The sequence below is a fragment of the Globicatella sanguinis genome (assembly GCF_002847845.2).
Lineage (GTDB): Bacteria > Bacillota > Bacilli > Lactobacillales > Aerococcaceae > Globicatella > Globicatella sanguinis.
In genome coordinates this window covers 1,785,164-1,803,801 of record NZ_CP126962.1, presented here as the reverse complement: position 1 = coordinate 1,803,801, position 18,638 = coordinate 1,785,164, and the positions used below count along the sequence as shown (strand labels likewise).

Here is an 18,638-nt window from a genome sequence, read left to right as displayed (position 1 = left end):
TAACCTATAGAATTTGCGATTAAGCACTATCTAGCCACAAGACAGATATTTTTTTCATCGCAAAATAAATAGTAGTAATCATTTAATACTCAACAATATTTCGAATCAATTCAAATTCATCTAACAGAGGCTGTATGTTTGCATAACACTCTGTTCAATCGCTTTTTAATTCACTTCATATCTCAATCTAATTTGATGATTTCTGCATACGGCCATACTTAGTATCTGACAATTCAATCGCCTGACGATAGTAATCTAATAATAGATGACTTGCTTTAAGCCAAGTCTTTTCTTCAGCCACTCTTAATGCCGTTACTTTGATTCTTCTAACTCGTAATGGTAAATCTAATACATTTATTTTTTCAAGAAGGCTTTGAATATTTCCAGGTTCATAAACCAAACCTGAAATATTATCTTCTATTTGCTCTAAAGTTGGCCCACTACTAGCTGCGATGACTGGTAAGCCACTAGCCATCGCTTCTGAGATAACTAAACCAAATGTTTTCGAAGTAGATGGGAATATAAAGGCATCTCCCGTTGCAAAATATGTGGCCAGTTCTTCACCTTGTTTAAAACCGTTAAATGTCGTCTTAGTCCCTGTAAATAGTTTTTCTAAATTTTCTCGTTCAGGACCATCACCCACAATAGATAAACAAACATCTTCTCGATAATTAAAAATTTCTCTTAATTGATGGAGACTTTTTTCTGCTGCTAAACGACCGACATAGACCAATAATTTTTGGTTTTCCAAACCAAAAGTTAACTTTTGATATAATGCTTCATCAAAATATTTTGGACTACGCATTGAAAGGTCCACACCACTCGGCATCGTGCCATCAACGGGAATACCTTGCTCTCGTAATTCGACTTGTAGTGATGTTGAGACGGTCAAATTGATATCAGAGCCAGTATGCCATAATTTAATATATTCCCATACAGCAGGCTTTAATAATGGTAAATTATAATGATCTAGGTACTGAGGAATGTGCGTATGGTAAGAAGTCAGCAGTGGAATCTGTAATTTTTTAGCATAATAAACCGCAGATGTTACCATCAAAAATGGATTCACCGCATGAACGATGTCCGGATTAAACTGTAAAAGAACTTCTCGTATTTTTCTAGAAGGTAGCGCCCACGGTCTAGATGGGTAAAAAGGTACCGTCACACTTTCTATTTTAGTGATGGGGATTCCATCATAATAATCTACTCCCAAATCTGGGGATACAATTAATATTTCATGGCCTAATTGTTTCATGATCCGAACCATTTGTCCCAATCGGGTACAAATCCCATCGGTTGCTGGAAAAAAGTCTCAGTGACTAAAGCAATACGCATACTTCACACTCCTTGAATACTTTGATCTATACTCTCAGTTTACATTCTCTCTATTTAAACTAAGAAAAAAAGCCGTAAAATTTAAGTAAAGATAGTATTTTTTCCATAATATTTTTGGAATTCCCATTAACTTTACATGATTTTATTATAGGAAAGTAAATTGTACGCCAATATCAGTGAGATGATCTCGAAGTTGAAAATTGGAAGTTTGCTGTTCTACCTACCTCCACCTTGACCGACATCGTCTGTAGGAATACTACCATCTTATGCCCTAATGCTCTTTATCTAAAAAACACCATTAGTACTCAAAATACATCCGAGTCACTAATGGCGTTGATTACTATATTAAATATTTTACTTCATCCATTGATGATAATCATTGTCTTCCATCGCTTCAACGGTTCCTAATAAATAACCATTTCCAACTTGAGAGAAGAAGTCATGATTACTGGTTCCTGTAGAAATACCATTCATCACAATTGGATCCACATCTTCTGCTGTATCAGGGAATAATGGATCAAACCCTAAATTCTGTAACGCTTTGTTCGCATTATATCGCACAAAAGTTTTAACTTTTTCTGTCCATCCAATCGCATCATAAATCATTTGAGTGAATTTCACTTCGTTTTGATATAAATCGTAAGTTAATTGATAAACCCAGGCTTTTAATTCTTCTTGTTCTGCTTCGGATAATTTATCAAATCCTAATTGGAATTTATAGCCGATATAAGTCCCATGAACTGATTCATCACGAATAATTAATTTAATGATTTCCGCTACGTTTGCTAACTTATTGTTACCTAAATAATACAATGGTGCAAAAAATCCTGAATAGAATAAAAATGATTCTAATAATACACTGGCTGCTTTCGCTTGTAAATCCGTTCCATTTTTATATGCATCATTAATTTTAGAAGCTTTATATTGTAAAACTTCATTGGAATTTGTCCAATTAAAAATCGATTCAATTTCAGCTTTAGTATTCAATGTACTAAAGATTGAAGAATAACTTTTTGCGTGGACACTTTCCATAAACTGAATATTATTTAAGACTGCTTCCTCATGTTGAGTACGAATTGATTGACGTAGTCGCTCAATTGCATCTTCTGATTGTAAAGTATCAAGTAAAGTTAGTCCACCAAAAACTTTGCCTATCATATCTTTTTCAGCGGCTGAAAGAGTACGCCAATCGTCTAAATCGTTAGACAATGGGATACGTGTGTCTAACCAGAATTGTTCGGTTAACTTTTCCCATGTTAATTTATCTACCATATCTTCAATCTGATTCCAGTTGATTGCCATATAGTTATTGTTTTCTAATGCCATAATGTCCTCCTTAATGCTTTCTCAAAAATACCGTTCAATTTAATTAAGCTTACTAACTGTCAGAGTATTTCTACTGCAACAGTTAGTATTCCTTAAAGATTAAATTGAACAAGACTCACATGCATTACTTCCTAACTCTTCGCCATCATCTGTAAAGGTACGGATATAGTAAATGGATTTAATGCCTTTATTCCATGCATAGTGACGTAATATATTTAAGTCACGCGTGGTCATTTTATTCGTTCGACCATTTTTCCATTCATACAATCCTTCTGGAATCTCACTTCGCATAAATAAAGTCAATGACATTCCTTGGTCAATATGTTTTTGTGCTGCGGCATAGACATCAATGACTTTACGCATATCAATATCGTAAGCCGATTTGTAATATGGTAGCGTGTCGTTTGATAATTGTGGAGCTGGATAATAGGTTTTACCTGTTTTCTTCTCTTGTCGCTCTTCGATTAAACGAGTGATAGGATGGAGTGATGCACTCGTCTCATTGACATAACTGATAGAGCCAGTTGGCGCAATCGCCATTCTATTTTGATGGTATAAACCAGTATCTTGAACCTTCGCTTTTAATTGAGCCCAATCTTCAGCTGTTGGCATTGGGACTTGTTTCATAATTTGAGCTACTTTTTCATTTTGAATCGTAAATGGATTTTCAATATATCGATCGAAATATTCGCCAGTAGCATATTGAGAGTTTTCAAAATTATAGAATACTTCGCCACGCTCAGTCGCAATTTTATTACTTGCAACTAAGGTAAAGTAGTTCAAAGCATAAAAATACGCTTCGGTTAATTCAATCGATTCTGGAGAACCATAATGCATTTGATTTAAGGCAAATAATGTATGTAATCCCATACCACCTAAACCAATCGTATGAGCCTTATCATTTCCATTTTTTATCGTCGGAACCGCTTCAATACTTGAATTATCCGTCACAAATGTTAAAGCACGCACTGCCGCATCGACTGATTTTTCAAAATCAGGAGAATTTACCATGTTTGGAATATTGGTTGAACCAAGATTACAACTAATATCTGTTCCTAAAATTTCGTACTCTTGCTTATCATTGATAAGAGAAGGTTGTTGGACTTGTAAAATTTCAGAACATAAGTTACTCATCGTAATCATCCCATCAATGGGGTTACTACGGTTGGCGGTATCAATATTAATAATATATGGATAACCTGATTCTTGTTGTAATTTACTAATCTCATTTTCTAATTCACGAGCTGAAATTTTCGATTTACGAATTTCAGGATTATTAACGATATTGTCGTATTCCTCCGTGATGTCAACATATGAGAATGGTTTACCATAAATACGTTCAATATCGTAAGGGCTGAATAAATACATCGGATCATCATTCGCTGCTAATTCATAAAATTTATCCGGCACGACTAAACCTAATGATAAGGTCTTAACACGAATTTTTTCATCCGCATTTTCTTTTTTAGTTGATAAGAATGATACGATATCCGGATGGAAAACATTTAAATAGACGGCCCCTGCACCATTACGTTGCCCTAATTGATTAGAATAGCTAAAGCTATCTTCTAATAATTTCATGACTGGTACAACCCCACTAGAAGCATTTTCAATTTTCTTAATTGGGTCCCCTGCTGCACGTAAATTCGATAAGTTAACACCAACCCCACCGCCAATACGTGACAGTTGTAAAGCTGAGTTAATCCCACGACCAATACTATTCATATCGTCACTCAATTGGATTAAGAAGCATGAAACTAATTCTCCACGACGTTTACGTCCAGCGTTTAAGAATGTTGGCGTTGCTGGCTGATAACGTTGAGCAATCATTTCATCACGTAAAGTTTTAGCTAATTCTTCATCGCCATCTGCTAAATATAATGATGCAAAAACAATACGGTCTTCATAACGCTCTAAATAACGCTGCCCATCATTTGTTTTTAAGGCATACTGTGTATAAAATTTAAACGCAGACATGAACGATTTGAAGCGGAATTTCATCGCATAAGTATCTTTCATCATTTGCTTAACAAACTCACGCGAATACTTTTCTAAAAATTCACTTTCAAGATATTCATTATCTACTAAATACTCTAACTTTTCATCTAAAGTATAGAAAAAGACGGTATTAGGATTAACGTGTTCTAAGAAATAAGCACGAACCGCTTCTCTATCTTTATGCAATGGAATTTGATTATTAACCGGACGATTCAACTCATTATTTAATTTAAAATAAGTTATTTCTTTCGGCTTAGTCGCTAATACTGGTTTTTCCAAGTTTCTCCACCTCATCTTTTAATTTTTGAACATCACTTGGACGTCCTTGAAACTCAAATAACAATAATATCGGAACATTAAAATCATGACTGAGATCTTTCGCTGTAAAACAATAAAGTGAATTAAAGTTTAAATTACCGCTACCTGCCACGCCTTGAAGATAAGACTGATTATTTCCAGTCTCAACGAATTCCCATAATATATCTGTCACTTCTTTTTCATAAGTGGGTGCGACAATAATATAAGGCTCGTCTACTTCGACTATGGGCATATCAGGAGTCAATTCGATACTTGGCCAGTCTAATTTTTTTACAAATTTTCTAGTCTGTCCCGTTAATGACATATACACCACAAGCACCTTTGATTCCTCCTTTTGTACTTAATCATGATAACACCTAGTCTAGTAAAAGTAAACATAAGATTACTATATTTAGTATTAAAAAGAATTATCTAACACTATATGTTGTGTTTCCAGCCGATTTCTTGATAGTAAATGCCTTGGTCTAAATTATCAATAACAACGCGATTGTAATCGATAATTTGGTCCGTAAAATCCTCTTTTGCTAACCACAACATCTGGCCATTTTTATGCGGCTCCATAATTTTCACTTGATTGCTTTCAGTATCATTTATCTGGACCAAAAAATAAAAATCATAATAAACTTGACCATCAGTATTACGATGATTGATCGATTTAAATTTTAGACGTTTTAATTCGATATTTAATCCTGTCTCTTCCATCAGTTCTCTCTTTGCTGCCTCTTTGGCCGTTTCACCCGCCTCTACATGACCTGAAGCGCCTAAATCCAGCATGCCATCTTGATAGCCGGTATTTTGACGTCGTTGAAATAAATACTTACCATCTGGTCGTTGGATTAGTAAAAAAACCGCACTTTTAGTTAAATATCGTTCCTTCATCTTTTAGTTTACTCCTTCCTAATCAACTACCTTCCCCCACTATCATACTCCAAAACTAACTTTAATGCTTATTTAAAAAATTTTAAGCATAAAACTTGCAAAACATAGGTTACAAATGTAAACTATATTTGTAGATTACAAACGTAACCAGGAGGTGAAATAATGGAGAACGCCACTATCACATCAGCTGAATGGGAAGTAATGCGCGTCGTTTGGGCCAAAAGTACTTTAACTAGTCGTGAAATTATTGATACTTTAACAAATATTTTGGACTGGAAAGAAGGGACGATCAAATCTTTACTGAATCGCCTTGTTCAAAAAGGCTTCCTTAAACAAGATTCATCGGTTAAACCCATGCTTTATCAAGCAACTATAAGTGCTAAAGAAGCCCTACAAGCTGACTTAAACGAGATTATGGCTCGAAGTTGCACCAAAGATCGTGGACTTCATATTGAGCAGCTCATTCAGCACGAAACATTATCTCAAAAACAATGTCAAATGCTCATCCAATTAATTGAAGAAAAAATGAAAAATGCACCTGAAATTATAAAATGTCAATGTCCTCCGGGACAATGTACTTGCCAACATCACACAGCCATCATTGAATAATAGAAAGAGGAATGTATTATGAAAAAAGAATTTGCTATCGAAGGAATGGGTTGCCAACATTGCGTTCATTCAATTGAAAAAGCTTTAACGGAATTAGAAGGGGTTCATCATGTAGAGGTATCACTTGAAAAGAACAATGCAATCATTGAATACGATGAAACTTTACTAACTGAAAAAGATTTACAAGCGACTGTTGACGAAGCCGGATATGATTTAATTGTCTAAGTCCTAAAGCAATTAAATCAGAAGGAGGAAGACATGAAAGCTACTTATAATGTAAATGGAATGACTTGTGCGGCTTGTGCTAGTAAAATTGAAAGAAAACTTAATAAGTTGGATGGTGTGCATGAAGCCGTTGTCAATCTAGTGACCGAAAAAGCATCTGTTGACTTTGACGAACAAAAAATTGATTTTGACACCATGCAAAAGAGCATCTCTGACTTAGGTTATGAGCTCTACCAAAACACCACTGGTACAGTCCCTAACCATTCAAACGTTCAAAACTATCAGATTAGTGGGATGACTTGCGCGGCTTGTGCTAGTAAGATTGAAAGAAAAATTAATCAATTAGATGAAGTACAAGAAGCCAGCGTTAATTTAACTACTGAACAAATGACTATCATTTGGAAGAATCAGATTAACGAATCCTTAATCAAAACTACGGTAAATAATCTTGGCTACTCTGCCGAACCTATTTTATCCGCAGAAGACCAATATTTAGAAAATCTAACCAAAAAAGAAGCCGAAATGAAACAGAAGAAACGCCTGCTAATTCAAATGTCGCTATTTACCCTGCCGCTCTTTTATTTGACAATGGCGCCGATGGTGGGATTGCCTATTCCTGCTTTTTTAGACGCGCACCAGCATCCTAATGCCAATGTTATCACTCAATTGTTGTTAACTACACCGGTTTTATGGTTAGGTCGTCACATCCTTATTCGCGGTTTCAAAGCATTATGGCATTTAGCTCCTAATATGGATTCTTTAATTGCAGTCGGAACGAGTGCAGCTTTTATCCAAGGAGTTGTCATGACTTTTCTTATATTAACCAACCGCCTTCATAGCGAAGGTCATTTAGAACTTTACTTCGAATCGGCCGCGGTGATCTTAACGTTAATGACACTTGGAAAGTATCTTGAAGACATTGCCAAAGGCAAAACGAGTGCTGCCGTCAAAAACTTAATGGATTTAGCGCCAGAAGAAGCTCGTCGTGTAAAATCAGATGGACAAATCGAAACCATCCCGCTTTCGATGGTCAACATCGGTGATCACTTACTCGTGCGTCCAGGTGAAAGTTTAGGAGTGGACGGTCACATTATTAAAGGCGAATCAGCAGTTGATGAATCGATGATTACAGGTGAAAGTATCCCCATCAATAAAAAAGTTGGGGACACTGTAACGGGTGGAAGCATCAACAAAAATGGTTCCTTCACCTATGAAGTTACTAAAATCGGACAAGATACCTTAATTTCACAAATCGTGCGGCTCGTACAAGAAGCTCAAGGTTCAAAAGCAGAAATTGCTCGCTTAGCCGATACCATCTCGCTTTATTTTGTACCTACCGTCATCTTAATCGCCATCTTAAGCGGCTTAACTTGGTATTTCGTTCTAGGTTCAAGTCTTGATTTTGCCCTTAAAATTTTTATTAGTGTCCTTATTATTGCTTGTCCCTGTGCATTAGGTTTAGCTACACCAACTGCCATTATGGTAGGAACAGGAAAAGCGGCTCAAAATGGTATTTTATTTAAAAACGGTTCGGCTCTAGAATCATTGCACAAAGCAGACGCCATTTTATTAGATAAAACCGGAACTATTACGGAAGGAATCCCAACCGTAACCGACATCGTAACCACAGATTCTATTAATGCAGAGCAATTTGTTCAGCTGGTTTCAGCTGTTGAAGCCAGTTCTGAACATCCATTAGGTGAAGCGATTGTTCGTTATGCTAAAGATCATAACCTTCACACTCATTTAGAAGTTTCTGACTTCAATAGCTTCACTGGACAAGGTGTCGAAGCCACCGTTGATGAGCAAGTGGTATTAATTGGCAATCAAAGTTTATTTGAAGGCAAGGTCGAAATCCCTCAAGAAGCTTTACAACAAGCCCAAAAGATGGCTTCACAAGGTCGCACTCCAATGTATGTCGCTATCGATCAGCAATACGCGGGGATTATCGCTGTCGCGGACCCAATTAAAAAGCATAGTCAACAAGCGATTAAACAATTACAAGACATGAAACTACAAGTCTATATGGTAACCGGGGATAACCACCATACGGCTAATGCGATTGCGCAACAAGTCGGAATTAAACAAGTGTTTAGCGAAGTGCTTCCCGAAGATAAAAGTAATGTGGTGAAGAAAATTCAAGCGAAAAATCATAAAGTCATTATGGTAGGTGATGGAATCAATGATGCACCTGCTTTAGCCATTGCTGATATCGGGATAGCGATTGGTTCAGGAACGGATATCGCTATTGAATCAGCCGACACTATCTTAATGAACAATGAATTAAGTGACGTGATTACCGCTATTGATTTAAGTCACAAAACCCTCCGTAATATTAAACAAAATCTTTTCTGGGCTTTCGCTTACAATGTCATTGGCATCCCGATCGCAATGGGAATTATTTTTGGACTCTTTAATGGTCCTTTACTCAACCCAATGGTCGCAGCTTTAGCAATGAGTTTTAGTTCGATTACTGTCCTATTGAATGCTTTGCGTTTACGCTTTTATCAGCCTGATAAATAAAAACGACAACACTTACAAGACTGGGCCAGCCGTAGAAGATGAGAGTTTTTCGCTTCGTCTGCTACACCAAGTCACATTGAAGAGGACCAGCATCATTCAATCATAAAATAAAAATAGGAATCTGCATTTAAGACGTATTGAACACACTTAATTCTGCAGATTCCTTTTATTATGTTTTAAATTATTCTACCCATCGTTTATAAAATCGAGTGTAATAATCATCCCAAAGTTGTGCAACATTCTCTTCAGAATAATCGGTGGCGATTTTATTTGATGCTGCTTTCGCTTTAGCCATTGTTTCAGGATTGGTCATCAATTCTTTAATATAGTCAACAAATGCTTCATTATTATTCGCTCTTAAATAATCAGTAAAGTAAATTTTTTCATACAAATCTAAATCTCTCACTAAAATCGGCAATCCGCTATTGACTGCTTCTAAAATTGAGACAGGAAACAGTTCATTATAAGATGTCGTTAGTAAAAGATCACACGCATTGTATAACTCATTCATTTGCTCACGGTCTACAATCCCGACAAATTTTACATTGGAAGGCGGATTGTTAATAACAGCCGTTAATTGATCATAGCCGTCGGTAATCTTTCCAAAACTAAACCCACCTGCCCAAATAAACTGCACTTCTGGTAACTGTTTAGCTATTTCAATAAAGTCAAGTACTCCTTTACGGGTTTGTACTTGCCCTACACTTATGACTGTAAATTTATCTAATGATAAATGGTGTTTTTTAAAGAGCTCACTCGGTTCATTAATCTCTTTTGGATAGAAATCTTTCGTCGCTACTACATTGGGGATATATGTTATTCGGTCTTTATCGATACCATAGTGCTTTAAAGGTTCGATAAAAATAGGATTCACCACGATTAACTCTTCTGCAGCTTTGTAAAAATGAATGAAGTAGTGATAAAAAAAAGATTGAACAATTTTAGGCAATTTGATGCTACCTTCTACTGTTTCAGGTAAAAAATGGACATGCATGCATGATGGCTTTTTCGATGTTTTCATTTGCCAGAAACATTTGGGATGAATCGTATGAATATGATTAAAATCAGCCTCTTTCGCATTATTATAAGTTAGCTTTATTTTATCGGATAATTTTAATTCAATTAGTTTGATTAACTCAAAGTAGGCACTTCCGACACCTTGCCCTTTGACTTCCTCTCCTTTAGAGATCATGTTTATTATCAATCTATACGACTCCTTTGCTTGAGTTCTCTTTACTAAATTCAATTATACAAAATTTTTCCCGTTTTGTAGAGTTAGTTAATATTAAATTATGATTAAACTTAAAAAATGAATAAGAAGTGCGCAGGAAGTAGAAAATCGATTGATTTCCGCTTCGTCTGCCCACTCCAAAAGTTTATTAGGTCCTAAATGAGTCATTAAATGCCGTTTGAGTCCACTCTTATTATTTTGGTTTTAATTAAAAATGGGCCATATTATAACGAACAAGTCGACAAAGATTTACTTTGCTACAGAGAAAGTCTATATCTCAAACTAACGTAATATGATAGCAAAAAGCTTATAGATTTAATTTTCTACAGAGGAAACCTCTATCTCAAACACCAAAATCGTTTAATGTCTATTTACGCTTATTCTTTAATAGAATAAATCCTCCTCCGGCTAATATGAGCGCTACGATAACGATCCATAAAGAGCCTTGTTCACCCGTTTGTGGTAATAACCCTTTTTGAACTTGTTTTGTTTTACTCACTTGTAAAGCTTGAGTAGTGGTTGGTTCTGACGTTGTTGACATTTCATGCGTTGTTTCGGTGGTGGTGGTGTCGCTCTGAACGGTCGTGGTATCCGTTTGATGACTTTGGTAATTTTCCAATAGTGTTTTTTCAATTGCTTCATAAGTCGTAACATTGGCTGCTGCTTCCCAATTTAATAACATCATCAGTAAAGGATCAATATGTTTTAATTGGGCGAGTGTCAGAGAAGTCTTAGTAGTTAAATTATTCATAGTACTCTCGAGCAATGGATCAAATAATTTAGGATAATTTTTATACGCTTGTTTAAACGGGTATGTGACATCATTACCTTGTAAATAAGCTTCTCGACTCCATTGAAGGAAGTCTTCATCTGGTATTTGACTTGCAATAGCTTGTGTCATTGGTGTATGGGCAATCGCAAATTCACGTAATGTGTTAGCCACATCATAAATTTGTTGGGTAGTGAATCTTTCGGGATAATACGTCACAAACGCTCTTCTGAACACTTTTAGATTATTATCATCGGTAGCAGTGAGTGGCAATCCTGTAATTTCACTAATCTTGCTTAATTCTTGTGACGTAATACTTGATAGTTGTTCGGCTGTAATATCCGTTCTTTCCAGTAGCTTTTGTCTAAACTGTCCTTCTTCGGTTTCTTCGGAAACTGAGGTGGTTTCTAATGTTAAGGTTGTTTCGTTTGTAGTTGTTTCTTCCGCTACCTTTTCTTCGACGGTTGTTTCATCCACTACACTTTCTTCAGATGTTTCGACGGACGTCGTATCGCTAATAGTCTCTTCAACGGTTGTGTCTTCTGTCTCTTCCGTTATACTTTCTTGACTCATTTCGACAGTGGTTGGTTCCGTTACCGTTTCTTCTGTTGCTTCAACTGAAGAATTTTTCACGGTGGTCGTTTCAAATAATTCGTCGGATAAGGTCGGTTCTGGTTCTTCCATGGTTGTTTCCACTGTTGTATCGACTTCGGTCACTGTGGTTGTTGATTCAGTTTCTGTTGTTTCTACCAAGGCGCTTTCAGCTGCTTTAACTGCAGCTCGTTCACCCTCTGATAATTTTCCATAATTAAGATCCACATTTGCTAAAACCTCTTGTATGGCTTTTGTCGCATCATCTGGATTGGCTTGTTTCGCACTATCATACTCAGAAATTAATACTTTTGGATCAACATTTTTTAACTCTTCTGCCGACTTTCCAGTCGTACTGATGATTTCCGCTAATATACTCTTAAATTTTGCTATTTCTGCAGAATCCGAAATCAATCCTAATTGCGAATAATGACTTGCAATGGAATGATAAATATCTTGCCATGGAGTGGCATTAGACGCCGATTCATAAAATTTTAAAAGATCTTCATTATCTACTTTTGCTAACTGTGTCTCTACGATGGGCTCTTGTGTTAAGAGGTTTGTTTTTATCTTAGCTAATATGGCTAATTTATCCTCTTGTGCGAATACACTATACCCATTTTCGGTATGACCAATGACATTTACAAAACTAGGAAAAAAACTTCCAAAAACCATTGTACTTAATGATACTATTACCATTTTTTTCAGTTTCATTTAAAATCCCTCCTCTTAGTATTTTAAGTATAAAAAATATTTGTGAAGTTTCTGAGAAAAAATCAAGCTAAATTGTATAAAGTTTTAGTTTCTTTTACTCGCTTTATGAATAATTTATGGTATGATATCTTTGGATGTTTTGGGTTTGCTCAAAACACATGAACCTTAAAGGAGGAAATATCTGAATGATCAATGTTTCTAATGTCAGCTTACAATTTCCGGATCGTAAATTGTTTGATGAAGTAAACATTACATTTAACCCTGGCAACTGCTATGGTGTTATCGGTGCAAATGGTGCTGGAAAATCAACATTTTTAAAAATTTTATCTGGTGAGGTTACACCGACGACAGGTTCTGTTACGATGGACCCTAATGAGCGTTTAGCGGTATTAAGCCAAAACCACTATGGTTTCGAAGAATATAATGTCATTGAAACAGTCATGATGGGACACAAAGAGCTCTATGATGTAATGAAAGAAAAAGATGCTATCTATATGAAAGAAGATTTTTCTGATGAAGATGGTATTAGAGCGGGTGAACTAGAAGGTTTGTTTGCTGAAATGGGTGGCTGGGAAGCTGAATCAGAAGCGAGCAATATGCTACAAGGTCTTGGTATCCCCACTGAAATGCATTACTCAAAAATGAGTGAATTAATTGAAGCAGATAAAATTAAAGTCTTACTAGCTCAAGCTTTATTCGGCAAACCTGATAATTTACTTTTAGACGAGCCGACCAACGGTTTAGATGCTCAAGCCATTGATTGGTTAAGTGATTTTATCCTTGACTTCCCGAATACCGTGATTGTCGTTTCTCACGACCGCCACTTCTTAAATACTGTGTGTACACATATGGCCGATGTGGACTTTGGTAAAATTAAAATTTATGTGGGTAACTATGATTTCTGGTTACAATCAAGTCAATTAGCTGCAAAAATGGCTGCAGACCAAAACGCAAAAAAAGAAGAACAAATCAAAGAATTACAAGCATTTATTGCGCGCTTCTCTGCGAACGCCTCTAAATCAAAACAAGCCACATCGCGTAAAAAATTATTAGATAAAATTACCTTAGATGATATTCAACCTTCTTCACGCCGCTATCCTTTTGTTGGATTTACCCCTGAACGTGAAATTGGTAATGATTTACTACGTGTCGAAGGATTATCAAAAACAATTGATGGTGAGAAAGTACTAGATAACGTTACTTTTACACTTCAACGTGATGATAAAGTAGCCTTTGTAAGTCGTAATGATAATGCTGTCACTGCATTCTTTAATATTCTTATGGGGGTTGATGAACCCGATTCCGGTACATTTGAATGGGGTGTTACCACTTCTCAAACATATTTACCTCGTAATTCTGGAGATGAATTTGACGGAGTAAATCTAAATATTGTAGACTGGTTAAGACAGTATGCTGCTAAAGAAGAACAAGATAATACCTTCTTACGTAGCTTCTTAGGCCGTATGCTTTTCTCAGGTGAAGACGTAATGAAACCTGTTAATGTGCTTTCTGGTGGTGAGAAAGTTCGTTGTCTATTATCGAAAATGATGTTATCTAAAGCCAATGTTTTAGTTATGGACCAACCAACGAACCACTTAGACTTAGAGTCTATTACTGCATTAAACGAAGGTTTAATTAAATTTAAGGGCGCAATTTTAATTGCTTCTCATGACTATGAAGTATTAAATACGACTTGTAACCGAGTAATTGAATTAACACCAACTGGCGCCTTTGACCGTATTAATACAAAATACGAAGAATACGTTGAAGATAAAGATTTACAACAACGTGTCGCAGCGATGTACCCAACAAAATAATCGTAAGATTAAATTAAAAGGAGTTATTTAGATAAAATGGAAGTTTTTGACTACGAAGATATTCAGTTAATCCCTAATAGATGTATTGTAAGTAGCCGTTCAGAATGTGATACCTCCATAAAATTTGGACCGCGCACATTCAAAATCCCTGTAGTTCCTGCTAATATGCAAACCGTAATCAATGAAGAATTAGCGATTTGGTTTGCTGAAAATGATTATTTCTACATCATGCACCGTTTTGATGAAGAAGGTCGTAAACCTTTTATCAAAATGATGCAAGATAAGGGCTTATTTGCTTCTATCAGTGTTGGTATTAAACCATATGAGTATGATTTCGTACGCGAATTAGTTGCTGAAAACTTAATTCCAGAATATACTACTATCGACGTTGCTCATGGGCATTCTGACGATGTCATTAAAATGATTCAATTCATCAAAAAAGAAATGCCTGATACATTCTTAATTGCAGGTAATGTCGCAACGCCAGAAGGTGTTCGTGAATTAGAATTAGCAGGTGCCGATGCTACTAAAGTTGGTGTAGGTCCCGGACGCGTATGTATTACTAAATTAAAAACAGGATTTGGAACTGGTGGTTGGCAATTAGCAGCAATTCGTTTATGTGCTAAAGCAGCGCGTAAACCCATTATTGCTGATGGCGGCATTCGTCATAATGGTGATATTGCTAAATCAGTACGTTTCGGTGCAAGCATGGTGATGATTGGATCGTTATTAGCCGCTCACGAAGAAAGTCCTGGTTTAACTCGTAAAATCGATGGTAAAATCTTTAAGGAATATTTCGGAAGTGCTTCTGAATTCCAAAAAGGTGAACGTAAAAACGTGGAAGGAAAAATTGAATTAATCCCAACACGTGGACACTTATCTGACACCTTAATTGAAATGCAACAAGACTTACAATCTTCTATCTCTTACGCTGGGGGTAAAGATTTAGATTCTATCCGTAAAGTGGATTATGTAATCGTTCGTAATACCGTATATAACGGAGATAGATAACAGAATAACAGGCGGGCGAGTAGTAAATCATAGGATTTTCTACTCGCCCGCCTTTTACTATATTCATTATTCTGCTTAAACTTTTAATTCATTCTCTTATCTATTATAAAGTTTTGATGATAATTACAATCAAATGTTAGCGAACACTTTCTGGATTCACTTTTAAATCTTCCGCAAAATCTATCTTAATTGGATTATACATTCACATCACCTCATGAATGATTATCCGTTATCTCCTCCTGTCTGTGAAGCTTCTATTTGTACATCTTTATTTTGTCACAACTGTACATTTTTATGTTAGCACTTATAGCTATTAATTAACGAACAATAATCTTAACTAAATTTATCAAGTTTATGCCCAGCCTCACTTTCTCAACGGAGCAGGAAGACAAAACGAAATTCATCTCATGTTCAACTTTTTTCCACTCCCATCAATATAATCGTTAGGACCCGCTTATCAATTTGCCCTTCCTTCTAATTTCTCAATTGTTCAAAACTATTTTGAAGTACTTTTTTTGGTAAAAAGCAGAAGTGTTCCTAATGTTAATAATATATAACTCAATAACATCAGATAAACAGGGTTTTTCGATCCGGTATTAGGTAACATACTAGAATAGATTAGATCATTGGCTGATAAGTCTAGTTTTAAAGTAGAATCTACAGTGCTTTCTGAATTAGATTCATTTTCTGATGCCTCTTGTTCTATTTCAATATTCTCATCATCGTTTGTTATTTCATTCTCAATTGAGTTTTCCTCGCTTGGATTTTCTTCATTTGGTTCCTCTTCAGCCGAGTTTTCATCAATTGGACTTTCTTCATTGTCCTTTTCAGAAGGTTCTTGAGCAATATCGCCTGTTTTCTTTAATAACCAATTATCAGTCGTTCCCCAGGCTTCAGCATCAGCAGTCACGTGTAAACCAAAAATTAGTTCAGTAGACTCTTTAAGTGTAAAATCAATATTAGCTTCTTGCCAATTCGCATAGCCTTTTAAACTAATCGTTGAAGTTAACAACGTACCATCTGGATATTTAATGAATGCATAAATATTTTCACTCTGCCCCGTTTGATCTCCTTGCATCAATAAATTAAATTGATACATTCCCGGTGCTAAAAATACTTTTTGTTCAACATCAAAATCAATCGCTTGCTCAGACCAAAAGTGAAGAGCATATTCGCCATCTTTTGGCGTATCATTTAAACGCGAAACATATCCTTCACTAATTGTATAACTATTAAGATTTTCTTCCTCAAAGCTAGGGTTATCTAATAAACTCTCAAATTGTTCTTTTGGTTCTTCTATTATTTCTCTTTCTGGTACCTCACCATAGCCATTATTTACTAATTCAAAGACTTTTATAGAAGGTAATGCTTTACCATTGAAATCAAATAGCGCTTGGTTATCCCAAGCAGAACCACCATACGTTGATTCTGTTACATTCGAATCATATTCTATCGCATGAGAAGAAGCCCATCCTGACCCATATTTTTCCCAAATAGGAAGATTCTGTTCCCAATTTGGTTTGCCTACGGGTACCTATGCTGGTTCCCAATAAAAAATACCTAACGCACCGGCTTTGTTCGCTGCATCAATAACATCACGAATATTATTAGTTTGTCCCTGAACCGTTGCTTCATAGCCTCCCAAATCTGTATCTGATGTCGATCCGATGACATTCCCATGTCCATCACCATCTTCAAGAGTATAAGCATAACTCGTTTCTGCAATTAATGTTTTCTTATTATAATCTTGACTAATTTGTTGTAAAACATGCGTTAAATTTTCTAATTTTCCGTGCCAATATGAATAATAACTTGTCGCAAATACATCATAATCAATAGCATAGTCAGACAATCCTTTAGCAAAATTAAGTATAGTATCTGTTTTCTCAGGATTAGTAAAATGAAGGGCAATTTGGATTCCTGGATCAATTTCTCGAATGGCTCTTGAGCCTTCTTTGAATAATTGATATTTTTCAATCCCTTTTTCACCCGCAATGCCACTACCTGTCGTTTCATTTCCTACTTGCACCATCGTCACATTGACACCCGCTTTTTTTAGCTTCAACAAACTGTCCTTAGTATATTCATAAAGAGCCGTGGATTTTTCATCAATGGTCATCTCTTGCCAAGCCTTTGGAGCCAATTGACGCCCTGGGTCCGCCCAAAAATCTGAGTAATGAAAATCCACTAAAACATTTAACCCTGCCTCAGTTGCACGTTTTCCAATTTCAATCGCTTTATCTAAATCATTATTACCTCCACCATAACCATTACCATCACTATCATAAGGATTATTCCATACTCTTATCCGAATATAATTGACACTGTTTTGTGCTAAATAATCAATCAAATCCACTTCTTTTCCATTTAAGTCATAATATTTTACACCACTTTTCTCTTGAGCTATCAAAGTTGATATATCAACTCCCTTGATGAAATCATCCGGTAAGTCTTCTACCTTTTCAACATAAAAATCAGTTGGTAAAACATCATTTAGTTCGTCTGAAATTTGTTCATCATTCATAGTAACTGCTAGAGTCGTTTCGTTATTACCTTTTTCTAAGTCGGTCTCCTTCGTTTCTCCTGACTCTTCACCATCAGGTGTCTCATTTGCTGTTGTTTCAATTAAAGTGTTTTCAGTGGTTCTTTCTTCATCCAAACTGCTTTCATTAACTTTTTCTTCTGTATAACTAATTGCTATATCTTCATCCTCAACTCCATTATTTTCAATAATTTCTACTTCATTCATAGAGTTTTCTGTAAGCACCTCAATAACCTCTTCATTTTTCTTGTCTTCAGGTTGTTCTGCAGGGGGTATATTTTCTATTAGAGTACTAACGATAACTTCCTCATGATTAGTTTCCCTTACCACTTCCTTACTATCTTCATCAACTTTCTCTTCCATTGCTAGATCTATACTTGTCCTAGATTCAAAATTAATTAATTGATTTGAGATAACTTGATTGTTACTATCAACCTCTTGCGCAGAAACCGTCGCATTTGGCATTGCAATCATTAGGGTTGTTCCTAACATCAATAAAAGCTTTTTTGCATTCATTTTCATTAATTCATCAGCCTCCTTCTTTATTATTGTCATTGCGATTACCTCAAAATTAATATTTCACTCCTTTCATATTGAGTTAACGCTTACATTTATTTCGAATAGTAGGTGGGCAGGAAGTAGAAAATCGAATGATTTTCGCTTCGTCTACCCACTCCTGAACTGTTTGAGACCACTCAACCACTGCGCGTATAATTAATGAGCCATAACTTGATTGAATTTTTAATATTT

The 18,638-nt window shown here is 35.8% G+C and carries 14 protein-coding genes; 5 read left to right on the top strand and 9 right to left on the bottom strand.

Going from position 1 to position 18,638, the window contains the following annotated elements; genetic code table 11:
* Positions 1-187 precede the first annotated feature (187 nt).
* The 5 genes from CYJ72_RS08090 to CYJ72_RS08070 all read right to left on the bottom strand — a co-directional run bounded on the left by CYJ72_RS08090 (position 188) and on the right by CYJ72_RS08070 (position 5,856).
* Complete coding sequence (locus CYJ72_RS08090; RefSeq protein ID WP_284629223.1) at positions 188-1,255, bottom strand: glycosyltransferase family 4 protein; 1,068 nt, start codon at positions 1,253-1,255, stop codon at positions 188-190.
* Positions 1,256-1,689: 434 nt separating this feature from the next.
* Positions 1,690-2,661, bottom strand: coding sequence for a class 1b ribonucleoside-diphosphate reductase subunit beta (gene nrdF / locus CYJ72_RS08085; RefSeq protein WP_101812914.1), 972 nt, complete (start codon positions 2,659-2,661; stop codon positions 1,690-1,692).
* Positions 2,662-2,760: 99 nt separating this feature from the next.
* Complete coding sequence (gene nrdE, locus CYJ72_RS08080) at positions 2,761-4,953, bottom strand: class 1b ribonucleoside-diphosphate reductase subunit alpha (protein ID WP_101812915.1); 2,193 nt, start codon at positions 4,951-4,953, stop codon at positions 2,761-2,763.
* Positions 4,913-5,296, bottom strand: coding sequence for a class Ib ribonucleoside-diphosphate reductase assembly flavoprotein NrdI (nrdI, locus tag CYJ72_RS08075; RefSeq protein WP_066123539.1), 384 nt, complete (start codon positions 5,294-5,296; stop codon positions 4,913-4,915). Before nrdI ends, nrdE begins: the two co-directional genes overlap by 41 nt.
* Before the next feature lie 98 nt (positions 5,297-5,394).
* The gene (locus CYJ72_RS08070) at positions 5,395-5,856 is read right to left on the bottom strand and encodes an NUDIX domain-containing protein (RefSeq protein WP_101812916.1); all 462 of its coding nucleotides are present in this window, start codon (positions 5,854-5,856) and stop codon (positions 5,395-5,397) included.
* A 162-nt stretch (positions 5,857-6,018) separates the two neighbouring features.
* On the opposite strand from CYJ72_RS08070, the gene CYJ72_RS08065 reads away from it, so the two are divergent.
* From CYJ72_RS08065 to CYJ72_RS08055, 3 genes are read left to right on the top strand one after another with little or no spacing between them, the layout of a single operon-like run.
* Positions 6,019-6,465, top strand: coding sequence for a CopY/TcrY family copper transport repressor (locus tag CYJ72_RS08065; RefSeq protein WP_284629218.1), 447 nt, complete (start codon positions 6,019-6,021; stop codon positions 6,463-6,465).
* 18 nt (positions 6,466-6,483) lie between these two features.
* Complete coding sequence (locus tag CYJ72_RS08060) at positions 6,484-6,690, top strand: heavy-metal-associated domain-containing protein (protein ID WP_066123546.1); 207 nt, start codon at positions 6,484-6,486, stop codon at positions 6,688-6,690.
* 33 nt (positions 6,691-6,723) lie between these two features.
* Positions 6,724-9,213 carry a heavy metal translocating P-type ATPase gene (locus tag CYJ72_RS08055; RefSeq protein WP_066123549.1) on the top strand — a complete coding sequence of 830 codons (2,490 nt, stop codon included), beginning with the start codon at positions 6,724-6,726 and terminating at the stop codon, positions 9,211-9,213.
* Between the two features lie 181 nt (positions 9,214-9,394).
* Here the strand turns inward: CYJ72_RS08055 and CYJ72_RS08050 are convergent, their stop codons facing one another.
* Positions 9,395-10,417, bottom strand: coding sequence for a glycosyltransferase family 4 protein (locus tag CYJ72_RS08050; RefSeq protein WP_284629213.1), 1,023 nt, complete (start codon positions 10,415-10,417; stop codon positions 9,395-9,397).
* A gap of 394 nt (positions 10,418-10,811) precedes the next feature.
* Positions 10,812-12,518: an LPXTG cell wall anchor domain-containing protein gene (locus CYJ72_RS08045; protein WP_284629212.1), complete on the bottom strand. Its 1,707-nt coding sequence runs from the start codon at positions 12,516-12,518 to the stop codon at positions 10,812-10,814.
* Between the two features lie 185 nt (positions 12,519-12,703).
* Here CYJ72_RS08045 and CYJ72_RS08040 point away from each other — a divergent pair, with 185 nt between their 5' ends.
* Positions 12,704-14,335 carry an ABC-F family ATP-binding cassette domain-containing protein gene (locus CYJ72_RS08040; protein ID WP_078756158.1) on the top strand — a complete coding sequence of 544 codons (1,632 nt, stop codon included), beginning with the start codon at positions 12,704-12,706 and terminating at the stop codon, positions 14,333-14,335.
* Positions 14,336-14,371: 36 nt separating this feature from the next.
* Positions 14,372-15,346 (top strand): GMP reductase, encoded by a 975-nt coding sequence (gene guaC / locus CYJ72_RS08035; protein WP_066123565.1) that lies wholly within the window; start codon positions 14,372-14,374, stop codon positions 15,344-15,346.
* 496 nt (positions 15,347-15,842) lie between these two features.
* Here guaC and CYJ72_RS08030 read toward each other — a convergent pair whose 3' ends face one another.
* Both CYJ72_RS08030 and CYJ72_RS11595 read right to left on the bottom strand, forming a co-directional pair.
* Positions 15,843-16,445: an LPXTG cell wall anchor domain-containing protein gene (locus CYJ72_RS08030; protein WP_284630909.1), complete on the bottom strand. Its 603-nt coding sequence runs from the start codon at positions 16,443-16,445 to the stop codon at positions 15,843-15,845.
* Positions 16,446-16,880: 435 nt separating this feature from the next.
* Positions 16,881-18,410: a glycosyl hydrolase 53 family protein gene (locus CYJ72_RS11595; RefSeq protein ID WP_348651907.1), complete on the bottom strand. Its 1,530-nt coding sequence runs from the start codon at positions 18,408-18,410 to the stop codon at positions 16,881-16,883.
* Positions 18,411-18,638: the final 228 nt, after the last annotated feature.